Genomic DNA, 20,511 nt, shown 5'->3' on the forward strand with positions numbered 1-20,511 from the left:
CAAAGTTTTGAAACTTACTTCGTCAATGCGGTGATGCGGTCAAGCGCTGCGCCGAAGCCCTTCAGCGAAACCTTGAAGGCGACCGGCTGGCTTGGGCTCAGGGCTGTCGTGGTGACGTTGATATTGGTGCCAGCCTTGAGAGCTGCAACCTGCTTTGCTTCGAAGCTGACCGGCGCGAGGCAACCCTGCGGCAGGCAGGTGGAGAAAGCCAGGTTTGGTCCGGCAACTTCGTCGATCTTAAGAGCTGCGCCCTTGGCAAGATCAAGGCCAAATGGCATCAGCAGAACACCCTCGACCTTACCTTCCACATTGCGCAATTCCGCGGTCAGAACGCGCTGGCCGGTCTGCGTGCTGCTCTGGTCCTGACGCATCACACAGATGCTTGTTTCCTTCTGGCTCTGACAGGAAACGGTCCAGTCTTGGTAAGTCTCCTGAAGGGTGCTAGCTCCACCTGGAAGTGGAGCCGCAAAGGCCGAAGCGCCGGAAATGGTTGCAAGCGTGAATGCAAGACCGATTACGCGATAGCTTTTCATAAAAAGATTCTCTCTGAAATTAATGAGCCCCAGAACCGTATACTCGGACGCACTGTCCAAGAAAACATTATTGAACATAAAATATTCGTGTCTTCAACTATGAATTATTGTTTATATTTCAGTTATATAAGAAAAGAATAATATATTATTGGTTGTGCAGGCGCCTTTTTCTTGGGCAAGGTTTTGCTGATTGTCCCCTTTTCCTCATCAAGCCGGAACTCTAAAGTCGCCCTGGAAAAGTCGGCTCGTTGTGCCGGGAGGAGAAGTCGTGACGCTACGCTATCAGATCGTTGCACTGGCGATTGTGCCCCTTATCGTGGCTATTCTGACGGTCACGGCCTTCATTACCTGGCAATCGGCAAATCTTGTGCAGAGCAGTATCGCGACCTTCGAGAAGAATATGCTGAAGGCCAAGGAGACCGAGCTTCTCAATCTTACCAACCTGGCGCTTTCTTCTATCCAGCAGATTTACGACGATGCAGGCCCCGACGATACCGCTGCCATGGAAAAGGTGCGGAAGATTCTGACCTCGCTCGATTATGGTCGCGACGGCTACTTCTTTGTCTATGACTATGACGGCAACAATGTCGTCCATCCTCGCCAGACATTTCGGCCCGGCCATAACTGGCTCGATCTTGTTGATCCTGATGGAGATCGCGTCATTGCCAATCTGATTGACAAGGCGAAGGAAGGTGGAGGGCTGCACCAGTATAAGTGGGAAAAGCCGTCAAGCGGCGAAATGGCGGACAAGCTCTCCTTCGCTGTCGGACTGAGCAAATGGAAATGGATGCTCGGAACTGGCGTCTATCTTGACGATGTCTATGTGCAGACTGCTGCCGCCAACGCCGATTTCCGGGCCAATATCCGAACGACATTCCTGATCGTCAGTCTGATCGCCGTGCCGGCTGTGATGCTCGTCTTCGCGACCTGTATGCTGCTCAATCTGCGCGAGCGACGGATGGCTGATAACAAGCTGAAGGAGCTGGCGCAGCGCATCATCGATACGCAGGAGGAGGAACGGGCACGTCTGGCGCGTGAACTGCATGACGGCATTTCCCAAAATCTTGTCGGCGTTCGCTATGCCATCGATTTAGCAAGCCGTCAGGTGCGCATGGACAGCGGAGGCGCGCCGCTTGCGATCGAGAAGGCATCGGATGCGCTCAATGGTGCAATCAAGGAGGTGCGGCGGCTTTCGCATGATCTGCGTCCGCGCATTCTGGACGATCTTGGCCTGACCGTTGCGCTCAAGGCCTTGTGCGAACATTTTTCGGAGCGGACCGGTATTGAAACGCAGCTCGAAGCAAGCGGGCTGAACGAGACGCTGAAGCCGGAGGCAAGCACGGCGCTTTATCGCGTCGTGCAGGAAGCGCTCACCAATGTCGAGCGCCATTCCGGGGCAAGCCAGGTGAGCATCCGCCTCTGGGGTTCCGGCGGCAAGGTGACGATGACAGTCGCCGATGACGGTAATGGTTTTACCGCGCGTGATCTGAAAGATCAGCTTTCAGGGCTTGGCTTGCGAAATATGCAGGAGCGAATGGCGCATTTCGGCGGTGTGCTCTTGGTTGAAACCGGCGCAGATGGTACGCAGCTCACCGCGCGCTTGCCGAAATCGGCAACAGAGAGAAAGCGGGAACCGGAAGTCGCATGACGAATGAATGCAAGATTCGCGTATTGCTCGTGGATAATCATCCGCTGGTTCTGGATGGTTTGCGGGCTGTACTCGAAACCTATGACGATATCGATATTGCAGGCGCGGCTTCCAATGCGCGGGCTGCACTGGAGCTGGCGCTGACCGTTAATCCCGATGTGGTTTTGATGGATATCAACATGCCACTTCTCAACGGTATCGACGCTATCGAACTGTTCAAGAAACAATTGCCGGGCATTCGCATCCTCATGCTGTCCATGCACGACAGCCGCGAATATATCTCGACCTCCATCATGCGCGGAGCTTCAGGCTATGTGTTGAAGGATGTGTCCACCACTGAAATCGTCGCTGCCATTCATGCGGTCGCTTCGGGTGGAACTTATTTCTCTTCCGGTGTTTCGGAAGCGCTGCTCGACAGCGGCGACAGGAAATCGGAAGGGCTGTCGGTCCGCGAAAACGATGTTCTGGTGCTGGTGGCCGAAGGTGGAAGCAACCGCGAAATTGCAATCAGGCTCGGCATCTCGGAGGCGACGGTCGAAACTCATCGCAAGAATATCAAGAAGAAACTCGGAATAGCCAGCACCGCCGGGCTTACGCGCTACGTCATCGAGAACCGGTTGCGCCTGTCTTCGCAATAGCTGTCGTCGCAATAGCGGATATTCCGTTCGTCTCCCGATATTGCCTTACCCACTAATGGGTAGGTCTCCGTTTCTTAGAACTTTCGTCAACTTGCGGCATGGATTCGCCGGTCCTATCATTCGCTCCAAAACCGCTTGAGGAGGCGGAACAGGAGGGGAGGAGCGATGTCAGTCTTGCTGGCGTTGTCGCGTGCTATCGACGCGGCCAATAATTTCATCGGAAAATCCGTATCGTGGCTGATCCTGGTGGCAGTGCTCATCAGTGCTATCAATGCCGTCTCGCGCAAGCTGTTCAATGTCAGCTCGAATGCGTGGCTGGAAGCGCAATGGTATCTGTTCTCGGCGGTCTTTCTGATCGCTGCCGGATATACGCTTCTGCATAGCGAGCATGTGAAGGTTGATCTTCTCTACAGCCGCTACTCGCGGCGAACCCAGCTATTGGTCGAGATTTTCGGCACGATCTTTTTCCTCCTGCCTTTCTGCCTCATCACAATTTACCTCTCCTGGCCCATCGTGGAAGCCAAGATCGCCAGCGGTGAAACCTCCAACAATACGGGTGGGCTGGTTCTCTGGCCGGTCTGGGTGTTGATCCCCATCGGTTTCGGGCTGCTCGCATTGCAAGGCATTTCCGAACTCATCAAGCGCATCGCCATCCTTCAAGGGCGCATACCGGACACGGTCGCCCTTGAAGATGCGGAAGCCCAGACGCTCTGAGGGGAATGGATATGATTGCTTTTATTGCGGAAAATCTCGCCCCGTTGATGTTTCTGTCGCTGGTGGTTGTGCTGTTGCTCGGCTACCCGGTGGCTTTCGCGCTGGCCTTCGTCGGTTTTGCCTTCGGCTTCGTCGGCATCGAAATGGGGCTTCTGCCTGTCAACCTGTTCGGCGCGATACCGGATCGCATCTTCGGGCAGATGTCGAATGAAACGCTGCTCGCTATTCCGTTCTTCACCTTCATGGGGCTGATACTGGAGCGAAGCGGCATGGCGGAAGAACTGCTCGATACGATCGGGCAGCTTTTCGGTCCCGTGCGTGGCGGGCTGGCTTTTGCGGTGATCATCGTCGGCGCGCTTCTTGCGGCCACGACCGGCGTTGTCGCCGCTTCGGTGATTTCGATGGGACTGATTTCGCTCCCGATCATGCTGCGCTACGGCTATGATCGCAAAGTGGCGAGCGGCACGATTGCAGCATCCGGTACGCTGGCACAGATCATTCCACCAAGCCTTGTCCTGATCGTGCTTGCCGATCAGCTGGGCCGTTCGGTTGGCGATATGTACAAGGGCGCGCTGGTTCCCGGTCTCCTGCTGGTCGGTTTCTACTGCGCCTTTATCATCGGCATGTCGATTTTCCGGCCTGATACGGTCCCGGCTCTGCCGCCGCATGCCCGTACATTGAAGGGCTGGAAACTGGCGCAGAAAGTGGTGATTTCGCTGGTGCCGCCGCTTGTGCTGATCTTCCTTGTTCTCGGAACGATCTTCATCGGCGTTGCAACGCCTACGGAAGGTGGCGCGATGGGAGCGGTCGGCGCTCTGCTTCTCGCTATCATCAATCGCCGCCTCAACATGACGATGCTGACGTCAGCGCTTTACGCCACGGCAAAACTGTCGTCCTTCGTCATTTTCATTCTGCTGGGCGCGCGCGTGTTTTCGCTCACCTTCTATGGCGTCAACGGTCACATCTGGGTCGAACACCTGATGACGTCCATCCCCGGCGGTGAAGTCGGCTTCCTGATTGTCGCCAATCTTCTGGTGTTCTTTCTGGCCTTCTTCCTCGATTATTTCGAGCTGGCCTTCATCATCATCCCGCTTCTGGCGCCGGTGGCCGACAGCCTTGGCATTGATCTGGTGTGGTTCGGCGTCATGCTGGCGGTCAATATGCAGACATCGTTCATGCATCCGCCTTTCGGCTTCTCGCTCTTCTATCTGCGTTCGGTCGCTCCATCCCGACCCTATAAGGACAAGGTCACAGGCGCGACTATCCAGCCGGTGACGTCGGGGCAAATCTACATGGGATCGATCCCGTTCCTTTTGATCCAGCTTGTCATGGTCGGCATCATCATCAGCTTCCCGGGCATCGTCACCCACTACAAGAGCGGCCATCCGCAGGCCGATCCGGCATCGATCCAGATCAATGTGCCAATGCCAGATGCTGGCGGCGGCAATCCGTTCGGCGCAGCACCCGCACCTTTCGGAGCGCCTTCGCCGTCAACTGAGCCTCTGCCCGCGCCGTCTTTCGGTTCTCCGCAGCCGAGCTTCGGACAGGACAAAGACCTACAGCAAAAACCTGCGCAATGAGGGGAAAACGAGCATTGCGTAGATTCTGATAAACCAGAACAATCTTAGGAGGAGACACATGAAACAGGATTTGAGCCGCCGCACATTTCTGACGAAGGGTGCCGCAATTGGCGCTGCCGCTGCCACAAGCGGTGCGGCACTCGCAACACCGGCAATCGCGCAGGAGTTGCCGACGCTGCGCTGGCGTCTGACCTCGGGCTTCCCGAACAATCTGGATACGATCTATGGCGGTGCGGTCTATATGGCCAATGCCGTTTCAAAGATGACAGAAGGCAAGTTCCAGATTCAGGTATTCCAGGCCGGTGAAATCGTGCCTGGCCCGCAGGCCATCGATGCGGTTCAGGCCAACACGGTCGAAATGGCGCATACGTGCGGCTATTATTTCACCGGCAAGAACCCGGCCTTCGCCATTGGGACGGCTATTCCCTTCGGCATGAACACACGCCTGCAGAATGCCTGGCTCTATCATGGCGGTGGCAACGAGCTTTATAATGCGTTCCTTGCCGATTATGGCATTGTCGGTATCGTCGGCGGCAACACGGCGGCCCAGATGGGCGGCTGGTATCGCAAGGAAATTAAAAGCCTTGCGGATCTGAAGGGCCTGAAGATGCGTATCGCGGGCGTAGCTGGCGAGGTCATGTCGCGCCTCGGCGTCGTTCCGCAACAGCTTCCGGGCGGCGACATCTATCCGTCGCTGGAGCGCGGCACGATCGATGCGGCCGAATGGGTCGGTCCTTATGATGACGAGAAGCTCGGCTTCTACCAGATCGCGCCATATTATTATTACCCGGCCTTCTGGGAAGGTGGCGCTTCGGTACACTTCTTCATCAACAAGCAGCAATATGAAAGCCTGCCGGAGCCATACAAGGTTGCGCTGAATACGGCTGCCGAAGCTGCGACCCAGAACATGATCTCGCTTTATGACGTGAAAAACACCGCTGCGATTCGTTCGCTGGTGTCGAAGGGCGTGAAGCTTCAACCGCTTCCGCGAGACGTTCTGGATGCCGCCTACAAGGTCGCGTTCGAACTCTACGCCGAATACAACGAGAAAAATCCGGCATGGGCGAAAATCTACCCGAGCTGGAAAAAATTCCGTGACGAGGGCTTCGAATGGTTCCGCGTCGCTGAATATACCTATGACAGCTACGTCTATGCGCAGCAGGCTGCAGGCAGGTAGCTATCGACTGACATAGTCGCGAAACGCTTGTGAAACGGGGCCTTCGGGCCCCGTTTTCGTTTATTGTAATTAAGGCGAAAGGGGTTTTGTAGTTAGAAATTGCTAGTGTTAATATACTTGAAATTTTATTTGATTTATATTTTATGAGTTATTTATTGTTATAAAGTAAAGCTGTTTATAATTAGTGTCATAATGGACACATGTTCCTTTTCAACTTGATATAGTTCTTAAAATTGGAATTGATGTATTTGTGGAATTCATTCTATCAGGCCTCGTCTGAAAAATTTCTGGAGGCAATGAAATGAAGATCAAGAGCTTGTTGTTCGGTTCGGCTGCAGCGCTGGTTGCAACCACTGGAGCATATGCTGCGGATACCGTTGTGGCACCGGAGCCTGAATCTGTTGAGTATGTTCGCGTTTGCGACGCCTATGGTGCGGGATATTTCTATATTCCGGGCACCGAAACCTGCCTTCGCGTATCCGGCTATGTCCGTTACGACGCTGCTGGCGGTGACAATGTCTACGGTCGCGGTTTCGTTGATCGTGACGGTAGCGTCGATACGCGCCGCAATTCCTGGGATAACAAGGCTCGCTTCACACTGCGCCTCTCCACGGCGTCGGAAACCGATCTTGGCACTCTGAAGACCTTTGCCGAAACCCGTTATGATTGGGGCAATGGTGTTGAAGGTGCCTCCGGTTCGCTGCGTTTTGCCTATATCCAGCTTGGCGGTCTCCGCGTCGGTCTCGATGAATCGGCCTTCGTTACCTTCCCGGGCTATCTCGGCGATGTCATCAACGATGACGTGATTCTCGCTGGCGGCTATCGCACCGGCTTGATCAGCTACACCTTCACCGGTGGCAACGGCTTCTCCGCCATTCTGTCGCTCGAACAGGGCAACAATGACGATACGGATAGCGCATACGGCTATAATGGCGTCATCAAGGACTACACGCCGCACGTTGTCGGTGGCCTGAAGTATGAAGGCGGCTGGGGCAAGATCGCAGGCGTCGCTGCTTATGATGCCCGCAACGAAGAGTGGGCCGGTAAGGTTCGCGCTGACGTGAACATTACGGACCGCTTCTCGGTCTGGGCGATGGGTGGTTACAAGTCCAATAAGGACCAGTACATCATGCAGACCGATGGCAATGGCCATGATATCGGTCAGGTTCGTGCGATCAGCAGCTTCTACGGCACCTGGGGCGGCGATTGGGCTGTCTGGGGCGGCGCAGCATTCAAGGCTACCGACAAGGCAGTCTTCAATGCGCAGCTTGCTTATGACGGCACGAACACTTTCGCAGCTACTGCCAACGTAGCTTATGAAATGGTTCCGGGCTTCACGGTCACGCCGGAAGTTTCCTACACCAAATGGAGCGACAGCAAGTCCTATCTCAACGGCAAGGATGCCGTTCAGGGTATGATCCGCTTCCAGCGCTCGTTCTAATGCTTAACCGGGAGGCCGACATCGGCCTCCCGGTCTGCATTCAAAAGTATATTGAACCGTTCATCTTAGTGTAACGGTCATGAGTTCAATAAAATTTCTAATACTTTGATATTTAATTGAAGAAATATTCTTGAATTTTCGAATGAAATAAAAAGTAACCAAGTGCTGATATAACAAAAATGTAATTTGCATTCTGGTGTGCTTGTACTATTTTAAAAGAACCATTCGATAGCGTAGAAGGACTGCGCTGTTTACAAATCTGATCTCCAGTCGGAAGAGTGGTACGGCGAGCTTCGGCTCGCCGTTTTTGTTTCCGTCCTATCGTTCTGCACATATGAAAAAGGCCGGATTGATCCGGCCTTTTCGTTGCGTGAATGCATCGCGGAATATGAACTGCTCTCCTTTATCGGGAAAACTTCATATGCCGGTTGACGTCCTTGTAGAGCAGATAGCGGAACTTGCCGGGGCCGCCTGCGTAACAGGCCTGCGGGCAGAAGGCGCGCAGCCACATGAAGTCGCCGGCTTCCACTTCCACCCAGTCCTGATTGAGCCGGTAGACGGCCTTGCCTTCCAACACATAGAGGCCGTGTTCCATGACGTGGGTCTCGGCAAAAGGAATGACGCCGCCGGGCTCCAGGGTCACGATGGTGACGTGCATGTCGTGGCGCAGGTCATTCGGATCGACGAAGCGGGTCGTCGCCCAGGCGCCGTTGGTGTCCGGCATCGGATTGGGCGCTATATCCTTTTCGTTGAGGAATAGCGGTTCGGGAACATCGAGGCCGTCGACATATTCATAAGCCTTGCGCACCCAATGGAAGCGGGCCGTCATCGCGCCGTTGTTGCGAAGTGTCCAGCCGCTTTTCGGCGGCAGATAAGCGTAGCCGCCTTCGGTCAGCGTGTGCGTTTTGCCGGCGACGGTGACGGCGATTTCGCCCTCGACCACGAACAGCACGCCTTCCGCGCTTTCATCCAGTTCGGCACGGTCGCTGCCGCCGCCCGGCTGCACTTCCATGATGTATTGCGAGAAGGTCTCGGCGAAGCCGGAGAGTGGGCGGGCAATCACCCAAAGCCGTGTCTTGTCCCAGAAGGGCAGGAAGCTCGTCACGATATCGCTGAACGTGCCCTTGGGGATCACCGCATAGGCTTCGGTGAACATGGCGCGATCGGTGAGGAGCTGGGTCTGCGGCGGCAATCCGCCAGTCGGTGCATAATAGCTGCGATTGTTCTTGTCGTTGCCCATGTGGGGAATTCCTTATGTGAGAAGCTGGCACTCACGGCGAGTTCTGGAAAACCTGTCGTGAGATCATGGAATGAATGCGCCCGGAAGTCGACCTTCCGGGCTGCAAGGATCAGTAGAGCGCTTCCGGCAGAATATCCTTGAGGCGCAGGAGGGCGATGCGCTCCACCTGAGCGCAAGCCGTTTCAAATTCCGTATCGCGGTCATTGGAAACGCGGCGCTGGAAAGCGTCGAGGATTTCCTTTTTGTTGCGTCCCTTCACGGCGATGATGAACGGAAAGCCGAACTTCGCCGTATAGGCGTCGTTCAATTCGGTGAATGTCTGCTTTTCCGCATCAGTCAGCGCATCGAGACCCGCACCGGCCTGTTCGGCGGTCGATTCCGCTGTCAGCCGTTTGGCCTGTGCGAGCTTGCCAGCAAGATCCGGGTGCGCCTTCAACACGGCAAGCCGCTCATCTGTCGAGGCAGCGCGGAATGCCTTCGTCATCGCGGCAGCAAGACCGGATGCGGCATCTTCCTCCAGGCTGAAACCCGCATCGTATGCACGTTCGGCAATCCATGGCGAATGCTCGAAAATGCTGCCATAACGTGCGACGAACGCATCCCTGCTGGCTTTCGAAGGCACGACGTCGGCGGTAACGGGCTTGTAGTTTTCGTGCCAGTGGCGGGCAATGTCGACGCGCTTGGCGACCCATACCTTGTCATGGCTTTGCACATAGTCGAGGAACCGTTCGAGCGCGGCCACACGGCCGGGACGACCGACAAGGCGGCAATGCAGGCCAATGGACATCATCTTCGGTGCGCCTTCCGCGCCTTCGCGATAGAGCACGTCGAACGTGTCCTTCAGATAGGTGTAGAACTGATCGCCGGAATTGAAACCCTGCGGCGTCGCAAAACGCATATCATTGGCGTCGAGTGTGTAGGGCACGATCAGGTGCGGTCCCTTCGGACCCTCAACCCAATAAGGCAACTCGTCGGCATAGGAATCGGCGGAATAGAGAAAGCCACCTTCTTCCATCACCAGTTTCAGCGTGTTGTCGGAAGGCTTGCCCTGATAGATGCCGAGCGGTCGCGAGCCGGTAAGTTCCGTATGAAGGCGTACCGCATCGCGGATATGCTCGCGTTCGATCTCTTCGGGAACGTCCTTATATTCCCACCAGCGCAATCCGTGGCTGGCGATTTCCCAGTCAGCCTCTTTCATGGCGGCAACGGCTTCGGGATTGCGCGCCATGGCGAGTGTCACGCCATAGACGGTGACTGGCATGTTGCGGCGGGTGAAGGCGCGCCACAAGCGCCAGAAGCCGGATCGCGCGCCATATTCGTAGATGGATTCCATATTCAGGTTGCGCTGGCCCTGCCAGGGCTGCGCGCCGACAATCTCGGACAGAAGGCATTCGGAGGCCGCGTCACCGTCGAGAATGCTGCATTCGCCGCCTTCCTCATAGTTGACGACGAATTGAACTGCGATATTGGCTCCTCCCGGCCAGCGCGGATCTGGCGTGTTGCGTCCATAGCCGACGAGATTGCGCGGATATTTCATTGCGGGTCTTCCCTCGTTTTCGTTCGTTTTATCCATGATAATAAAGATTTATCGCTATTATTCCCCTCCAAAAATTTGAAAGACATCCAACGATAACCATCTTTCAGAATGAGGAGGATCGCGAAATACTAAATGCTGGGAACATGGTGTGGTTTGCGGCCCCCACAGCCGATGGCGACGTTGGGCTCAAATAAACCACCGGAAATCAAAAGCTTGTAACATTTTCCAATCTATTTGATGAGAGAATCAGCAAGCTGCAGGAGTGTAAATGGGTCAGGAAAACAGCGGTAATGGCCGGTTGACGACGCATGTCCTCGACACGGTAAGCGGCAAGCCGGCGGCAAATCTGCGCATCGAATTGCGTCGCGTCGAGAATCAGCAGGCCGAACCAATCCGGGAAATTCGCACCAACGACGATGGCCGCTGCAGCGAGCCGCTGCTGGCGGGCGAGAATTTGCGGGCAGGTTCCTATGAACTCCTGTTCCATGTCGGCGAATATTTCGGCAAGACAGATGATGTCATACCGTTCCTCGATGTTGTTCCTCTGCGCTTTGGCATTTCCGATGAAAAAGCGCATTATCATGTACCGCTTCTCGTTTCGCCGTTTTCCTATTCCACCTATCGCGGGAGCTAAGCGCCATGAACCAGTCTGTGCACCAGTCTGTGCGACACACGATCCGCTTTCTTCTGAACGGTGAAAAGGTTGAACTCGACCGCGTTTCCCCGACCGAAACGTTGCTCGACTATCTGCGGCTGTCCGCCAAGCTGCGTGGCACCAAGGAAGGTTGCGGCGAAGGCGATTGCGGTGCGTGCACGGTGCTGGTCGGCAAGATTTCCGACGGCAAGCTCGTTTACGAAAGCGTCAATGCCTGCATCCGCTTCATGGGTTCGCTGGATGGCTGCCATGTCGTGACGATCGAGCATCTGCGCGGCGCCGATGGCGAGCTGCATCCGGTGCAGAAGGCAATGATCGAGTTTCATGGCTCGCAATGCGGCTTCTGCACGCCAGGCTTTGTCATGTCGCTCTACGCTCTGTGGATGCGCGAACCGAAGCCCGCCGATGCACAGATCGAAAAGGCATTGCAGGGCAATCTTTGCCGCTGCACGGGCTATGAGGCGATCATGCGCGCCGCCCGCATCATTTCCGACTACGGTACGGTCATGGAAGACCCGCTTGCTGCTGAGCGCGCCCATGTTCTCGAACAGCTGACGGCCATGCGCGATGGCGTTCGGGTGGAAGTGGGTGAAGGCAAGGACCGGTTGATTGTGCCCGGTGATCTCGATGATTTCGCCACCATCCTGGCGGCAGAGCCGAAGGCGACCATCGTTGCCGGCTCTACCGATGTGGGCTTGTGGGTCACCAAGATGATGCGTGACATTTCCCCGGTCGTCTTCATCGGTCATCTGGAGGAACTGCGCTCCGTCCGTGAGGAAAATGGTGTCGTTACCATCGGCGCAGGTGTCACCTACACGGAAGCATTCGGATTTCTTGCCAAGCGCATTCCGCAGCTCGGCCAGCTCATCAACCGCATTGGCGGTGAGCAGGTGCGCAATATGGGAACCATCGGCGGCAATATCGCCAATGGTTCGCCGATTGGTGACACGCCGCCGCCGCTGATCGCGCTCAATGCAAAACTGACGCTGCGCAAAGGGGCGGAACGCCGCACTATACCGCTGGAAGAGTTCTTCATCGCTTATGGCAAGCAGGATCGCCAGCCCGGCGAGTTTGTCGAAGCCGTGCATGTACCGGTTCCGGCAGAAGGCAGCCATTTTGCCATTTACAAAGTGTCGAAGCGTTACGAGGAAGACATTACGGCGACGCTCGGCGCTTTCCATCTGACGCTTGATGCGGCAGGCAATGTGGAGACGGTCCGCATCGCCTATGGCGGCATGGCCGCAACGCCGAAGCGCGCCAGCACGGTGGAAGCCGCACTGACGGCCAAGCCCTGGACCGAGGCTACGGTTGAAGCGGCATTGGAAGCCTATGCTGAAGACTATACGCCCTTGAGCGATATGCGCGCGACAGCAGATTACCGGCTGCTCGCGGCGCGCAATCTGTTGCGGCGTTTCTTCGCCGAAACGGAAGGCAGTTACGTGCCGCTGCGTGCGGCTGAAATCGCGGCGGCGTGAGGAGGCAATCATGAACAAGCATCCTGCAAATGCATTGAAAGCTGCCCGCATTGTGGGTGGCGTCGCGACCGACCAGAAACACGATTCCGCGCACAAGCATGTGACGGGAACGGCTGTCTATATCGATGATATACCGGAGCCCGAAGGCACGTTGCATATCGGGGTCGGCTATTCGTCCGTTGCACATGGTTCATTCAAGTCGATTGATTTGTCGGCAGTGCGCGCCGCTCCCGGCGTAATCGACGTGTTGACCTACAAGGACGTGCCCGGCGAAAACGATGTTTCGCCATCGGGCATGCATGACGACCCGATCTTTGCAGTCGACAAGGTTGAGTTTCACGGCCAGCCGATCTTTGCGGTTATCGCGAAAAGTCGCGATCAGGCGCGCCGCGCCGCGCGTTTGGCAAAGATCGAATATGAAGAAACGACAGGTATCTATTCCATCGATGCGCTGGACGGTCTGAAGGACCGGCTTGTCACCACGCCGCTGACGCTGAAGCGCGGTGATGCACGTGCGGCCATCGATACCGCGCCGCACCGTATCAAGAACCGCATGTATCTTGGTGGGCAGGATCATTTCTATCTTGAGGGTCAGGTTTCGCTGGCTATCCCCGGCGAGGATGAGGACGTCACCGTCTATTGCTCCACGCAGGGGCCGAGCGAAACCCAGCATCTGGTTGCGCATGCGCTGGGCGTGCCGAGCCATTCCGTGACGGTGGAAGTGCGCCGCATGGGCGGTGGCTTCGGCGGCAAGGAAACGCAGGCCAACCAGTGGGCGGCCATTGCAGCCATTGCTGCCAAGAAGCACAAGCGCGCCATGAAGATCAGGCTCGACCGCGACGAGGACATGACCTCGACCGGCAAGCGCCATGGCTTCGTCATCGACTATGAAGTCGGCTTCGACGATGACGGCAATATTCTGGGCATCGACTATCTGTTTGCCCTCAATGCCGGGTTCTCGGCAGACCTTTCCGGACCTGTCGGCGACCGCGCACTGTTTCACTGCGACAATGCCTATTTCTTCCCCGCAGTTCATGCGCAGTCGGCACCGCTTTACACGAACACCGTGTCGAATACGGCGTTTCGCGGCTTCGGTGGGCCGCAGGGCATGGTTGGCGCAGAACGCGTGATCGATGAGGTGGCTTTCGCTGTCGGCAAGGACCCGCTCGAAATCCGCAAGCGCAATTTCTACGATGAAATGGGTAAGGACGGCACACGCAACGTCACCCCCTATCACCAGAAGGTCGAAGATTGCATTATCCAGCGCATCGTTTCGGAACTTGAGGAAAGTTCAGATTACGCGAAGCGCCGCGAAGCGATCCGCGAGTTCAACGCGAAAAGCCGTTATGTCAAACGCGGCATGGCGCTGACGCCGGTGAAATTCGGCATCTCCTTCACCAAGACGGAGTCCAATCAGGCTGGCGCTCTGGTGCATGTATACAATGACGGCTCGGTGCATATGAACCATGGCGGCACGGAAATGGGGCAGGGGCTCCATTTGAAAGTGGCGCAAGTCGTGGCCGAGGAATTCCAGATCGACATCGACCGGGTGAAGATCACCGCGACGACCACCGCCAAGGTGCCGAACACGGCGCCGACGGCGGCTTCTTCCGGTGCCGATCTCAACGGCATGGCTGCACAGGACGCAGCCCGCCAGATCAAGAAACGCCTCATCCATTTTGCGGCACAGCAATATCAGGTGCCGGAAGATCAGGTTGTCTTCCTTCCCAACCGGGTTCGTGTCGGCAATCAGGAAATCAGCTTCAACGATCTCGTAAAGCAGGCCTTTATCGGTCGTGTGCAGCTGTCGGCGGCAGGTCACTACAAGACGCCGAAAATTCACTGGGACCGTGCCAAGGGCCGGGGCCATGCCTTCTATTACTATGCTTACGGAGCAGCCTGCTCCGAAGTTTCCGTCGACACTCTGACTGGTGAATATGTGGTGGAGCGCACCGATATTCTGCATGATACCGGGCGTTCCCTGAACCGCGCCATCGATATCGGTCAGGTTGAAGGCGGCTTCGTGCAGGGCATGGGCTGGCTGACGACAGAGGAGCTTGTGTGGGACGACAAGGGGCGGCTTCGCACCCATGCGCCATCCACCTACAAGATCCCGCTGGCTTCCGACCGGCCCAAGATCTTCAATGTCGCGCTGACCGACTGGTCCGAGGCTTATGAGCCGACGATCCATCGTTCCAAGGCTGTCGGCGAACCGCCACTGCCGCTTGGGTTGTCGGTGCTGCATGCTCTGGCCGACGCCATTGCCACCGTGGCGGATCACAAGGTCTGCCCACGTCTCGATGCGCCAGCAACGCCGGAACGTGTGCTGATGGCCATCGAACGGCTCCGCAAGCAAAAGGGCTAGAGAGATGCCAGGCGCGCGCGACGATATCCGGGCTTTTCTCAACCGGCGTCCCGATAGTGTGCTGGTTGAAGTCACCGATGTGAAAGGTTCCGCACCCCGCGATGCCGGGGCGTGGATGCTGGTTGCCCGCGATATGATCTTCCGGACGATCGGTGGCGGTCAGCTTGAATATATGGCTATCGACCATGCCCGGAAGGTGCTGCTCGGCGGCAGGGACTCACCCAAGGACGTTCCACCCATGAATGTGCCACTGGGGCCCGAAATCGGCCAGTGCTGCGGCGGACGGGTAGGCCTGAGCTTCAGGCGTGTCAGCCGTGGGCTCACCGACGAGCTTGTCAGCAAGGTCGATGCGGAAATAGCCACGCGCCCGCATGTCTATGTCTTCGGCGCGGGCCATGTTGGCGATGCGCTGGCGAGTGCTCTCTCGCTCACGCCTGTCCGGGTCATTCTGGTGGATACGCGGGAAGCGGAGCTGATGGCGTGCGATGTGCCGGGCGTCGAAACCTGTCTGTCGGCCATGCCCGAACAGGTGGTGCGTTCTGCCCCGCCGGGTAGCGCGTTTATCGTTCTCACCCATGACCACGCGCTGGATTTTCTGATTGTTGCTGAGGCATTGCAGCGACGCGACGCCGTTTATGTCGGCATGATCGGCTCGAAGACCAAAAAAGCTACTTTCAAAAATTGGTTGAAACGCGAAATCGGTAGCGACAATCTTTTTGAAAATCTTGTCTGTCCCGTCGGCGGAGCCGTTGTGAAAGACAAGAGGCCGGAAGTCATTGCGGCATTGGCCGCAGCCGAAGTTCTGACGGCGGTGCTGACTTCCGTACGTGTATCGCAACCCGCCTGATCAGGCGGGTTTTCTTTTCGCATTTCCGGTAAAGCGCGAGAAGGTTTCGCGCGATATAATATTTGAAAACAAAGGAATAGAGCGGTTTGAGCCGCTCTACATCAAAGCCTCGCGGATCAATCGCTGGCACCGTTCCGTCATGAAATCGATGATCAGACGTACCTTTGGGTCCTGAAAGCGCTTGTGCGGATAGATCGCAGCAAGCTGGATCGGCGCCGGTGGTGTGCTTTCGAGGATTGGAACCAGCCGTCCGTCACGGATATATTCCTTCACTTCGAACAGCGGCTTGTTGATGATGCCGCGCCCGCCAAGCGCCCATTGCGTCAATACGTCGCCATCATCCGAGTCAAATGGCCCGGTGACTTCGAATTTGCGCAGACCTTCCGCCGTTTGCAGGGACCAGAAATATTCCTTTGAGCCTGGAAAACGCAGCAGAAGACAGTCATGCTTGTCGCCAAGCAGCTCGTCAGGAGACTGCGGAACCCCGTGTTTCTCGAGATATGCAGGCGCTGCACAGATCACGCGCTCGCAATTCATGATCCCGCGCATACGCAGGTTCGAATTCTCCAGAACGCCGAGCTTGAAAGCCACATCGACGCCTTCGCTCATAATATCGACTTCATGATCGGACAGGCGAAGCCGTACTTCGATATCCGGATATTTGTCGTGAAACTCCGGAATTCCCGATGCAATCAGCCGTCTCCCGAAGCCAAGCGGAGCGGTAATGCGAATCGATCCCTTGGGATTTTTCGCCAGTTCAGCCACGGCAGCTTCCGCCTCATCCACAGCTTCGAGGATTTTCAACGCACCGTCATAGAATACGCGACCGTGTTCGGTCGGCGTAAGCTTGCGTGTCGTCCGGTTGAAGAGCCTGACCCCCAGGTGCTTCTCCAACTCTTTGATTCGATTGCTTGCAACTGCTGGCGAAGCGCGCTGGTCGCGACCCGCTGCAGATAGATTTCCCAATTCGACAACGCGCACAAAAACGCGCAGATTATCAAGATATGACATACGTCCCCTCCACGATTGTCTAGATTTTTTTGAAAGTGCTGGTCGTGATGTGACGTTCCCTGAACCTGATTCCTTTGGCACATAATGCAACAACGAACAATGGGGCTCAAAAATGGGTCAAGAAATGGGAGTGCCTGATGTATGATTTCGCCGTAGCCTGGGACTGGCTGGGCTTCGCAGCGCGGTGGCTGCATGTGATTACCGCGATTGCGTGGATCGGCTCGTCTTTCTACTTCATCGCGCTTGATCTCGGTCTGCGCCAGCGTCCCGGCTTGCCGGTTGGTGCGCATGGCGAGGAATGGCAGGTCCATGGCGGTGGCTTCTATCACATCCAGAAATATCTGGTTGCGCCCGCCGAAATGCCGGAACACCTGACCTGGTTCAAATGGGAATCCTACGCCACCTGGCTGTCGGGTTTCACGCTGCTCTGCATCGTCTACTATGCCGGCGCCGATCTCTACCTGATCGATCCGAATGTGCTCGATGTTTCCGTACCGGTCGCCATTGCGATCTCGATCGGTTCGCTGGCCTTCGGCTGGATCGCCTATAACACCATCTGCAAGTTGATGCTCGGTAAGAGCGATACGCTCCTGATGGTCATTCTCTACTGTATTCTGGTGGTGGTGGCCTGGGGCTATACGCACCTGTTTACAGGCCGCGCCGCCTTCCTGCATCTCGGTGCCTTCACGGCAACGATCATGTCTGCCAACGTGTTCATGATCATCATCCCGAACCAGAAGATCGTGGTGGCGGATCTGATCGCAGGCCGCAAGCCGGACCCGAAATACGGCAAGATCGCCAAGCAGCGTTCGACGCATAACAACTATCTGACGCTGCCTGTTCTGTTCCTGATGCTGTCGAACCACTATCCGCTGGCTTTCGGGACGCAATTCAACTGGATCATCGCCTCGCTGGTGTTCCTGATGGGCGTCACGATCCGCCACTGGTTCAACACACAGCATGCCCGCAAGGGCAGCCCGACCTGGACCTGGCTGGTAACGGTGATCCTGTTCATCATCATCATCTGGCTCTCGACAGTGCCGAAGGTTCTGACCGGTGAGCCGGAAGAACAGAAGGTTTCGGCATTGCAGCAGTCTTTCATCTCGGACCCGCACTTTGAAAAAGTGCGGGATACCGTTCTGGGGCGTTGCGCCATGTGCCATGCCAAGGAACCGGGCTGGGAAGGTATCATTGCGCCACCGAAAGGCGTCGTGCTGGATACCGACCGGGATATTGCCGCGCATGCGCGTGAAATCTATTTGCAGGCAGGTCGCTCACATGCCATGCCGCCCGCCAATGTCACCGGCGTGAGCGAGGAAGAGCGTCAGCTTCTTGCCTCCTGGTACCAGTCTGCCACGCAAGGCCCGAAATAAGGACCACGACTAAAATGACCAAGCTTCTGATCCGCGGCCGTGTGCTGACCTTTCGTGACGAACCGCAGAGCCTCGATGACAATGCCGCTTACCGCTATATCGAGGACGGCGCTGTTCTTGTCGAAGATGGCCGTATCCTGCGCCTCGGGGACTATGCTGAAGTAAGCAGCATGGCAGGCCGCGACGTCAACGTCGCCGACCATCGCCCGCACCTGATCCTGCCCGGTTTCATCGATACGCATATCCATTATCCGCAGACGCAGGTGGTCGCTTCTTATGCAGCCAATCTGCTGGAGTGGCTCAATACCTATACGTTCGTCGCTGAACAGAAATTTGCCGATGAGCAACATGCCGAATTCATCGCGGAGCGCTTTCTTGACGAGCTGATCCGCCACGGCACCACCACGGCGGTTGCTTACTGCTCGGTACATCCGCAGAGCGTCGATGCCTATTTCCGCGCCTCGCAACATCGCAACATGCGCATGCTCGGCGGCAAGGTCATGATGGATCGCAATGCGCCGCCAGCACTCTGCGACACGGCAAAGTCCGGCTATGATGATACGAAGGCGCTGATCGCACGCTGGCAGGGCAAAGGCCGCCTCGATTATGTGATCACCCCGCGCTTTGCCATTACGTCCACGCCGGAGCAGCTTGAGGCAAGCCAGGCGCTTGTTCGTGAGCATCCCGGCAGCTACATCCAGACGCATCTTTCGGAAAATCACGACGAAATCTCTTTCACCAAGTCGCTTTATCCCGATGCACCGGACTATCTCGGCATATACGAGCATTACGGCCTGTTGGGCGACAAGACCCTGCTCGGCCATTCGATCCATCTGGAGCCGCGCGAAGTGCGCGTCATGGCGGAAACCGGCTCGATTGCCGTCTTCTGCCCGACTTCCAATATGTTCCTCGGCTCGGGTCTTTTCGATCGCGACCGCTTGAAAGCATCGGGCGTGCGCATGGCGGTGGCGACCGATGTCGGCGGCGGCACGAGTTTCTCCATGCTGCGCACTATGGACGAGGGCTACAAAGTCCTCCAGCTGCGCGAACAGCGTCTGAACCCGTTCCAGTCATTCTACATGATGACGCTGGGCAATGCCCGTGCGCTGTCGATGGAAGACAAGATCGGTACGCTCGACGAGGGCACGGAAGCGGATATCGTGGTGCTGGATTCATCGGCCACATCGCCGATGCGGCTTCGCATGGCGGCTGGCGCGACGCTGGAGCAGGAACTGTTCCTGTTGCAGACGCTGGGCGATGACCGCGCCATCGTCGAAACCTATGTGGCTGGCAAGCCGCTCAAGGCCGAACTGGCCTGATTACTCCAATCCTTGGAGGAGGATGACCCGTGGCGGAGCGATCCGCTGCGGGTCTTTTTGTTAAAACTCTTCCGGGCGTTTGCCGCCCATGGCACGGGTAAGCTCGTCGGCGGTGGAGCGGATCAGCGGCCCGAACTCCTCGAGTCTCTTTTTCGGCAGGCGCACCGCAGGGCCGGAAACGGAAATACCAGCAATCGCCTCGCCATATTCATTGAAGATGGGAGCGGCGATGCAGCACATGCCGAGCGTATGTTCTTCATCATCAACAGACCAGCCGCGGGTGCGGGTTGCCTGAATGTCTTTCAAGAGCGCGGGCAGGCTGTCGAGCGTACGCTGCGTGAAATGTTCAAGCGTGCGCCCCGAAAGAGCGTGCGCGATTTCCTTGTCCGACCAGGTGGACAATATGGCCTTGCCGATGCCGGATGCATGGATGGGCCCGCGCCGTCCGGGCCGGAAAAAGGCGCGCATCGGCGCATGACTTTCGATCTGCGAGATGAACACGACATCGCCGCCGTCCTCGACGCCGATATTGGCGGTTTCGCCGCTCGTTTCCATCAATGTCTTGAGATAAGGCCGCGCCAGAATGCCGAGCTTGCGGAACCGGCGAAAGGCATTGCCGATTTCGAAAGCCTTGACGCCGATGGTCCAATCTCCGCTTTCCAGATCGTGGGAAACCATACCATGATTTGCCAGCGACGACAGAAGGCGGTGCACGGTGGAGGGCGCCATACCGCTCTCATCGGCAAGGTCGGTCAATGTCGAGCCATCATTCTCGGCAATCAATGCCAGCAGCTTCAGGCTTCGGTCCAGAACCTGCACAGACGAGGGCGCGGCGTTTTCCGCCGCCTTGCGGCCCCGCTTTACCTTTGCCTGTTCCATTACCGTCTCCGAATCCCGCCTAAACTCACGAATTACCACTATCGCATCCATTGCTACTCGGAAAGACATCGACGGATTA

General features: G+C 56.7%; 17 protein-coding genes. 12 read left to right on the top strand and 5 right to left on the bottom strand.

The features are described 5' to 3' along the window. Positions 1 to 14 precede the first annotated feature (14 nt). The gene (locus OANT_RS02315; protein WP_010658264.1) at positions 15 to 533 is read right to left on the bottom strand and encodes an invasion associated locus B family protein; all 519 of its coding nucleotides are present in this window, start codon (positions 531 to 533) and stop codon (positions 15 to 17) included. Between the two features lie 268 nt (positions 534 to 801). Between OANT_RS02315 and mctS the strand changes: the two genes are divergently transcribed. The 6 genes from mctS (at position 802) to OANT_RS02345 (ending at position 7,731) form a co-directional block, all read left to right on the top strand. After that, positions 802 to 2,181 (top strand): two-component system sensor histidine kinase MctS, encoded by a 1,380-nt coding sequence (mctS, locus tag OANT_RS02320; protein ID WP_010658265.1) that lies wholly within the window; start codon positions 802 to 804, stop codon positions 2,179 to 2,181. Beyond that, positions 2,178 to 2,819, top strand: a complete 642-nt coding sequence (gene mctR, locus OANT_RS02325; protein WP_010658266.1) for a two-component system response regulator MctR — start codon at positions 2,178 to 2,180, stop codon at positions 2,817 to 2,819. Before mctS ends, mctR begins: the two co-directional genes overlap by 4 nt. Positions 2,820 to 2,984: 165 nt before the next feature. Beyond that, complete coding sequence (locus tag OANT_RS02330; protein ID WP_012090734.1) at positions 2,985 to 3,533, top strand: TRAP transporter small permease subunit; 549 nt, start codon at positions 2,985 to 2,987, stop codon at positions 3,531 to 3,533. Between the two features lie 11 nt (positions 3,534 to 3,544). Next, positions 3,545 to 5,113: a TRAP transporter large permease gene (locus tag OANT_RS02335; RefSeq protein ID WP_012090735.1), complete on the top strand. Its 1,569-nt coding sequence runs from the start codon at positions 3,545 to 3,547 to the stop codon at positions 5,111 to 5,113. Positions 5,114 to 5,171: 58 nt separating this feature from the next. Next, a complete protein-coding gene (locus OANT_RS02340) occupies positions 5,172 to 6,290 on the top strand; it encodes a TRAP transporter substrate-binding protein (RefSeq protein ID WP_010658269.1) in 1,119 nt (372 codons plus the stop codon). A 301-nt stretch (positions 6,291 to 6,591) separates the two neighbouring features. Continuing rightward, positions 6,592 to 7,731: a porin gene (locus OANT_RS02345; RefSeq protein WP_012090736.1), complete on the top strand. Its 1,140-nt coding sequence runs from the start codon at positions 6,592 to 6,594 to the stop codon at positions 7,729 to 7,731. Between the two features lie 403 nt (positions 7,732 to 8,134). Here OANT_RS02345 and OANT_RS02350 read toward each other — a convergent pair whose 3' ends face one another. After that, complete coding sequence (locus OANT_RS02350; protein WP_012090737.1) at positions 8,135 to 8,971, bottom strand: bifunctional allantoicase/(S)-ureidoglycine aminohydrolase; 837 nt, start codon at positions 8,969 to 8,971, stop codon at positions 8,135 to 8,137. A gap of 109 nt (positions 8,972 to 9,080) precedes the next feature. Continuing rightward, on the bottom strand, positions 9,081 to 10,508 hold the full coding sequence (gene puuE / locus OANT_RS02355) for an allantoinase PuuE (RefSeq protein ID WP_012090738.1): 1,428 nt from the start codon (positions 10,506 to 10,508) through the stop codon (positions 9,081 to 9,083). Between the two features lie 268 nt (positions 10,509 to 10,776). Here puuE and uraH point away from each other — a divergent pair, with 268 nt between their 5' ends. The 4 genes from uraH to xdhC are packed head-to-tail and all read left to right on the top strand — an operon-like array spanning position 10,777 to position 15,850. Next, on the top strand, positions 10,777 to 11,142 hold the full coding sequence (gene uraH, locus OANT_RS02360) for a hydroxyisourate hydrolase (protein WP_012090739.1): 366 nt from the start codon (positions 10,777 to 10,779) through the stop codon (positions 11,140 to 11,142). Positions 11,143 to 11,159: 17 nt separating this feature from the next. Then, positions 11,160 to 12,638 carry a xanthine dehydrogenase small subunit gene (xdhA, locus tag OANT_RS02365; RefSeq protein ID WP_172488796.1) on the top strand — a complete coding sequence of 493 codons (1,479 nt, stop codon included), beginning with the start codon at positions 11,160 to 11,162 and terminating at the stop codon, positions 12,636 to 12,638. A gap of 10 nt (positions 12,639 to 12,648) precedes the next feature. Then, positions 12,649 to 15,003: a xanthine dehydrogenase molybdopterin binding subunit gene (gene xdhB / locus OANT_RS02370; protein WP_010658275.1), complete on the top strand. Its 2,355-nt coding sequence runs from the start codon at positions 12,649 to 12,651 to the stop codon at positions 15,001 to 15,003. A gap of 4 nt (positions 15,004 to 15,007) precedes the next feature. Beyond that, entirely contained in the window at positions 15,008 to 15,850 is an 843-nt protein-coding gene (gene xdhC, locus OANT_RS02375) for a xanthine dehydrogenase accessory protein XdhC (RefSeq protein WP_010658276.1), read from the top strand. 96 nt (positions 15,851 to 15,946) lie between these two features. Here xdhC and OANT_RS02380 read toward each other — a convergent pair whose 3' ends face one another. Then, positions 15,947 to 16,861, bottom strand: coding sequence for a LysR family transcriptional regulator (locus tag OANT_RS02380; RefSeq protein ID WP_012090741.1), 915 nt, complete (start codon positions 16,859 to 16,861; stop codon positions 15,947 to 15,949). 137 nt (positions 16,862 to 16,998) lie between these two features. Between OANT_RS02380 and OANT_RS02385 the strand changes: the two genes are divergently transcribed. Next, positions 16,999 to 18,234, top strand: a complete 1,236-nt coding sequence (locus OANT_RS02385) for a urate hydroxylase PuuD (protein ID WP_012090742.1) — start codon at positions 16,999 to 17,001, stop codon at positions 18,232 to 18,234. A gap of 14 nt (positions 18,235 to 18,248) precedes the next feature. Continuing rightward, a complete protein-coding gene (guaD, locus tag OANT_RS02390; protein WP_012090743.1) occupies positions 18,249 to 19,553 on the top strand; it encodes a guanine deaminase in 1,305 nt (434 codons plus the stop codon). Positions 19,554 to 19,613: 60 nt separating this feature from the next. Here guaD and OANT_RS02395 read toward each other — a convergent pair whose 3' ends face one another. After that, positions 19,614 to 20,432, bottom strand: coding sequence for an IclR family transcriptional regulator (locus OANT_RS02395; protein ID WP_041544941.1), 819 nt, complete (start codon positions 20,430 to 20,432; stop codon positions 19,614 to 19,616). Positions 20,433 to 20,511 lie beyond the last annotated feature (79 nt).

This window comes from Brucella anthropi ATCC 49188 (genome assembly GCF_000017405.1).
Lineage (GTDB): Bacteria > Pseudomonadota > Alphaproteobacteria > Rhizobiales > Rhizobiaceae > Brucella > Brucella anthropi.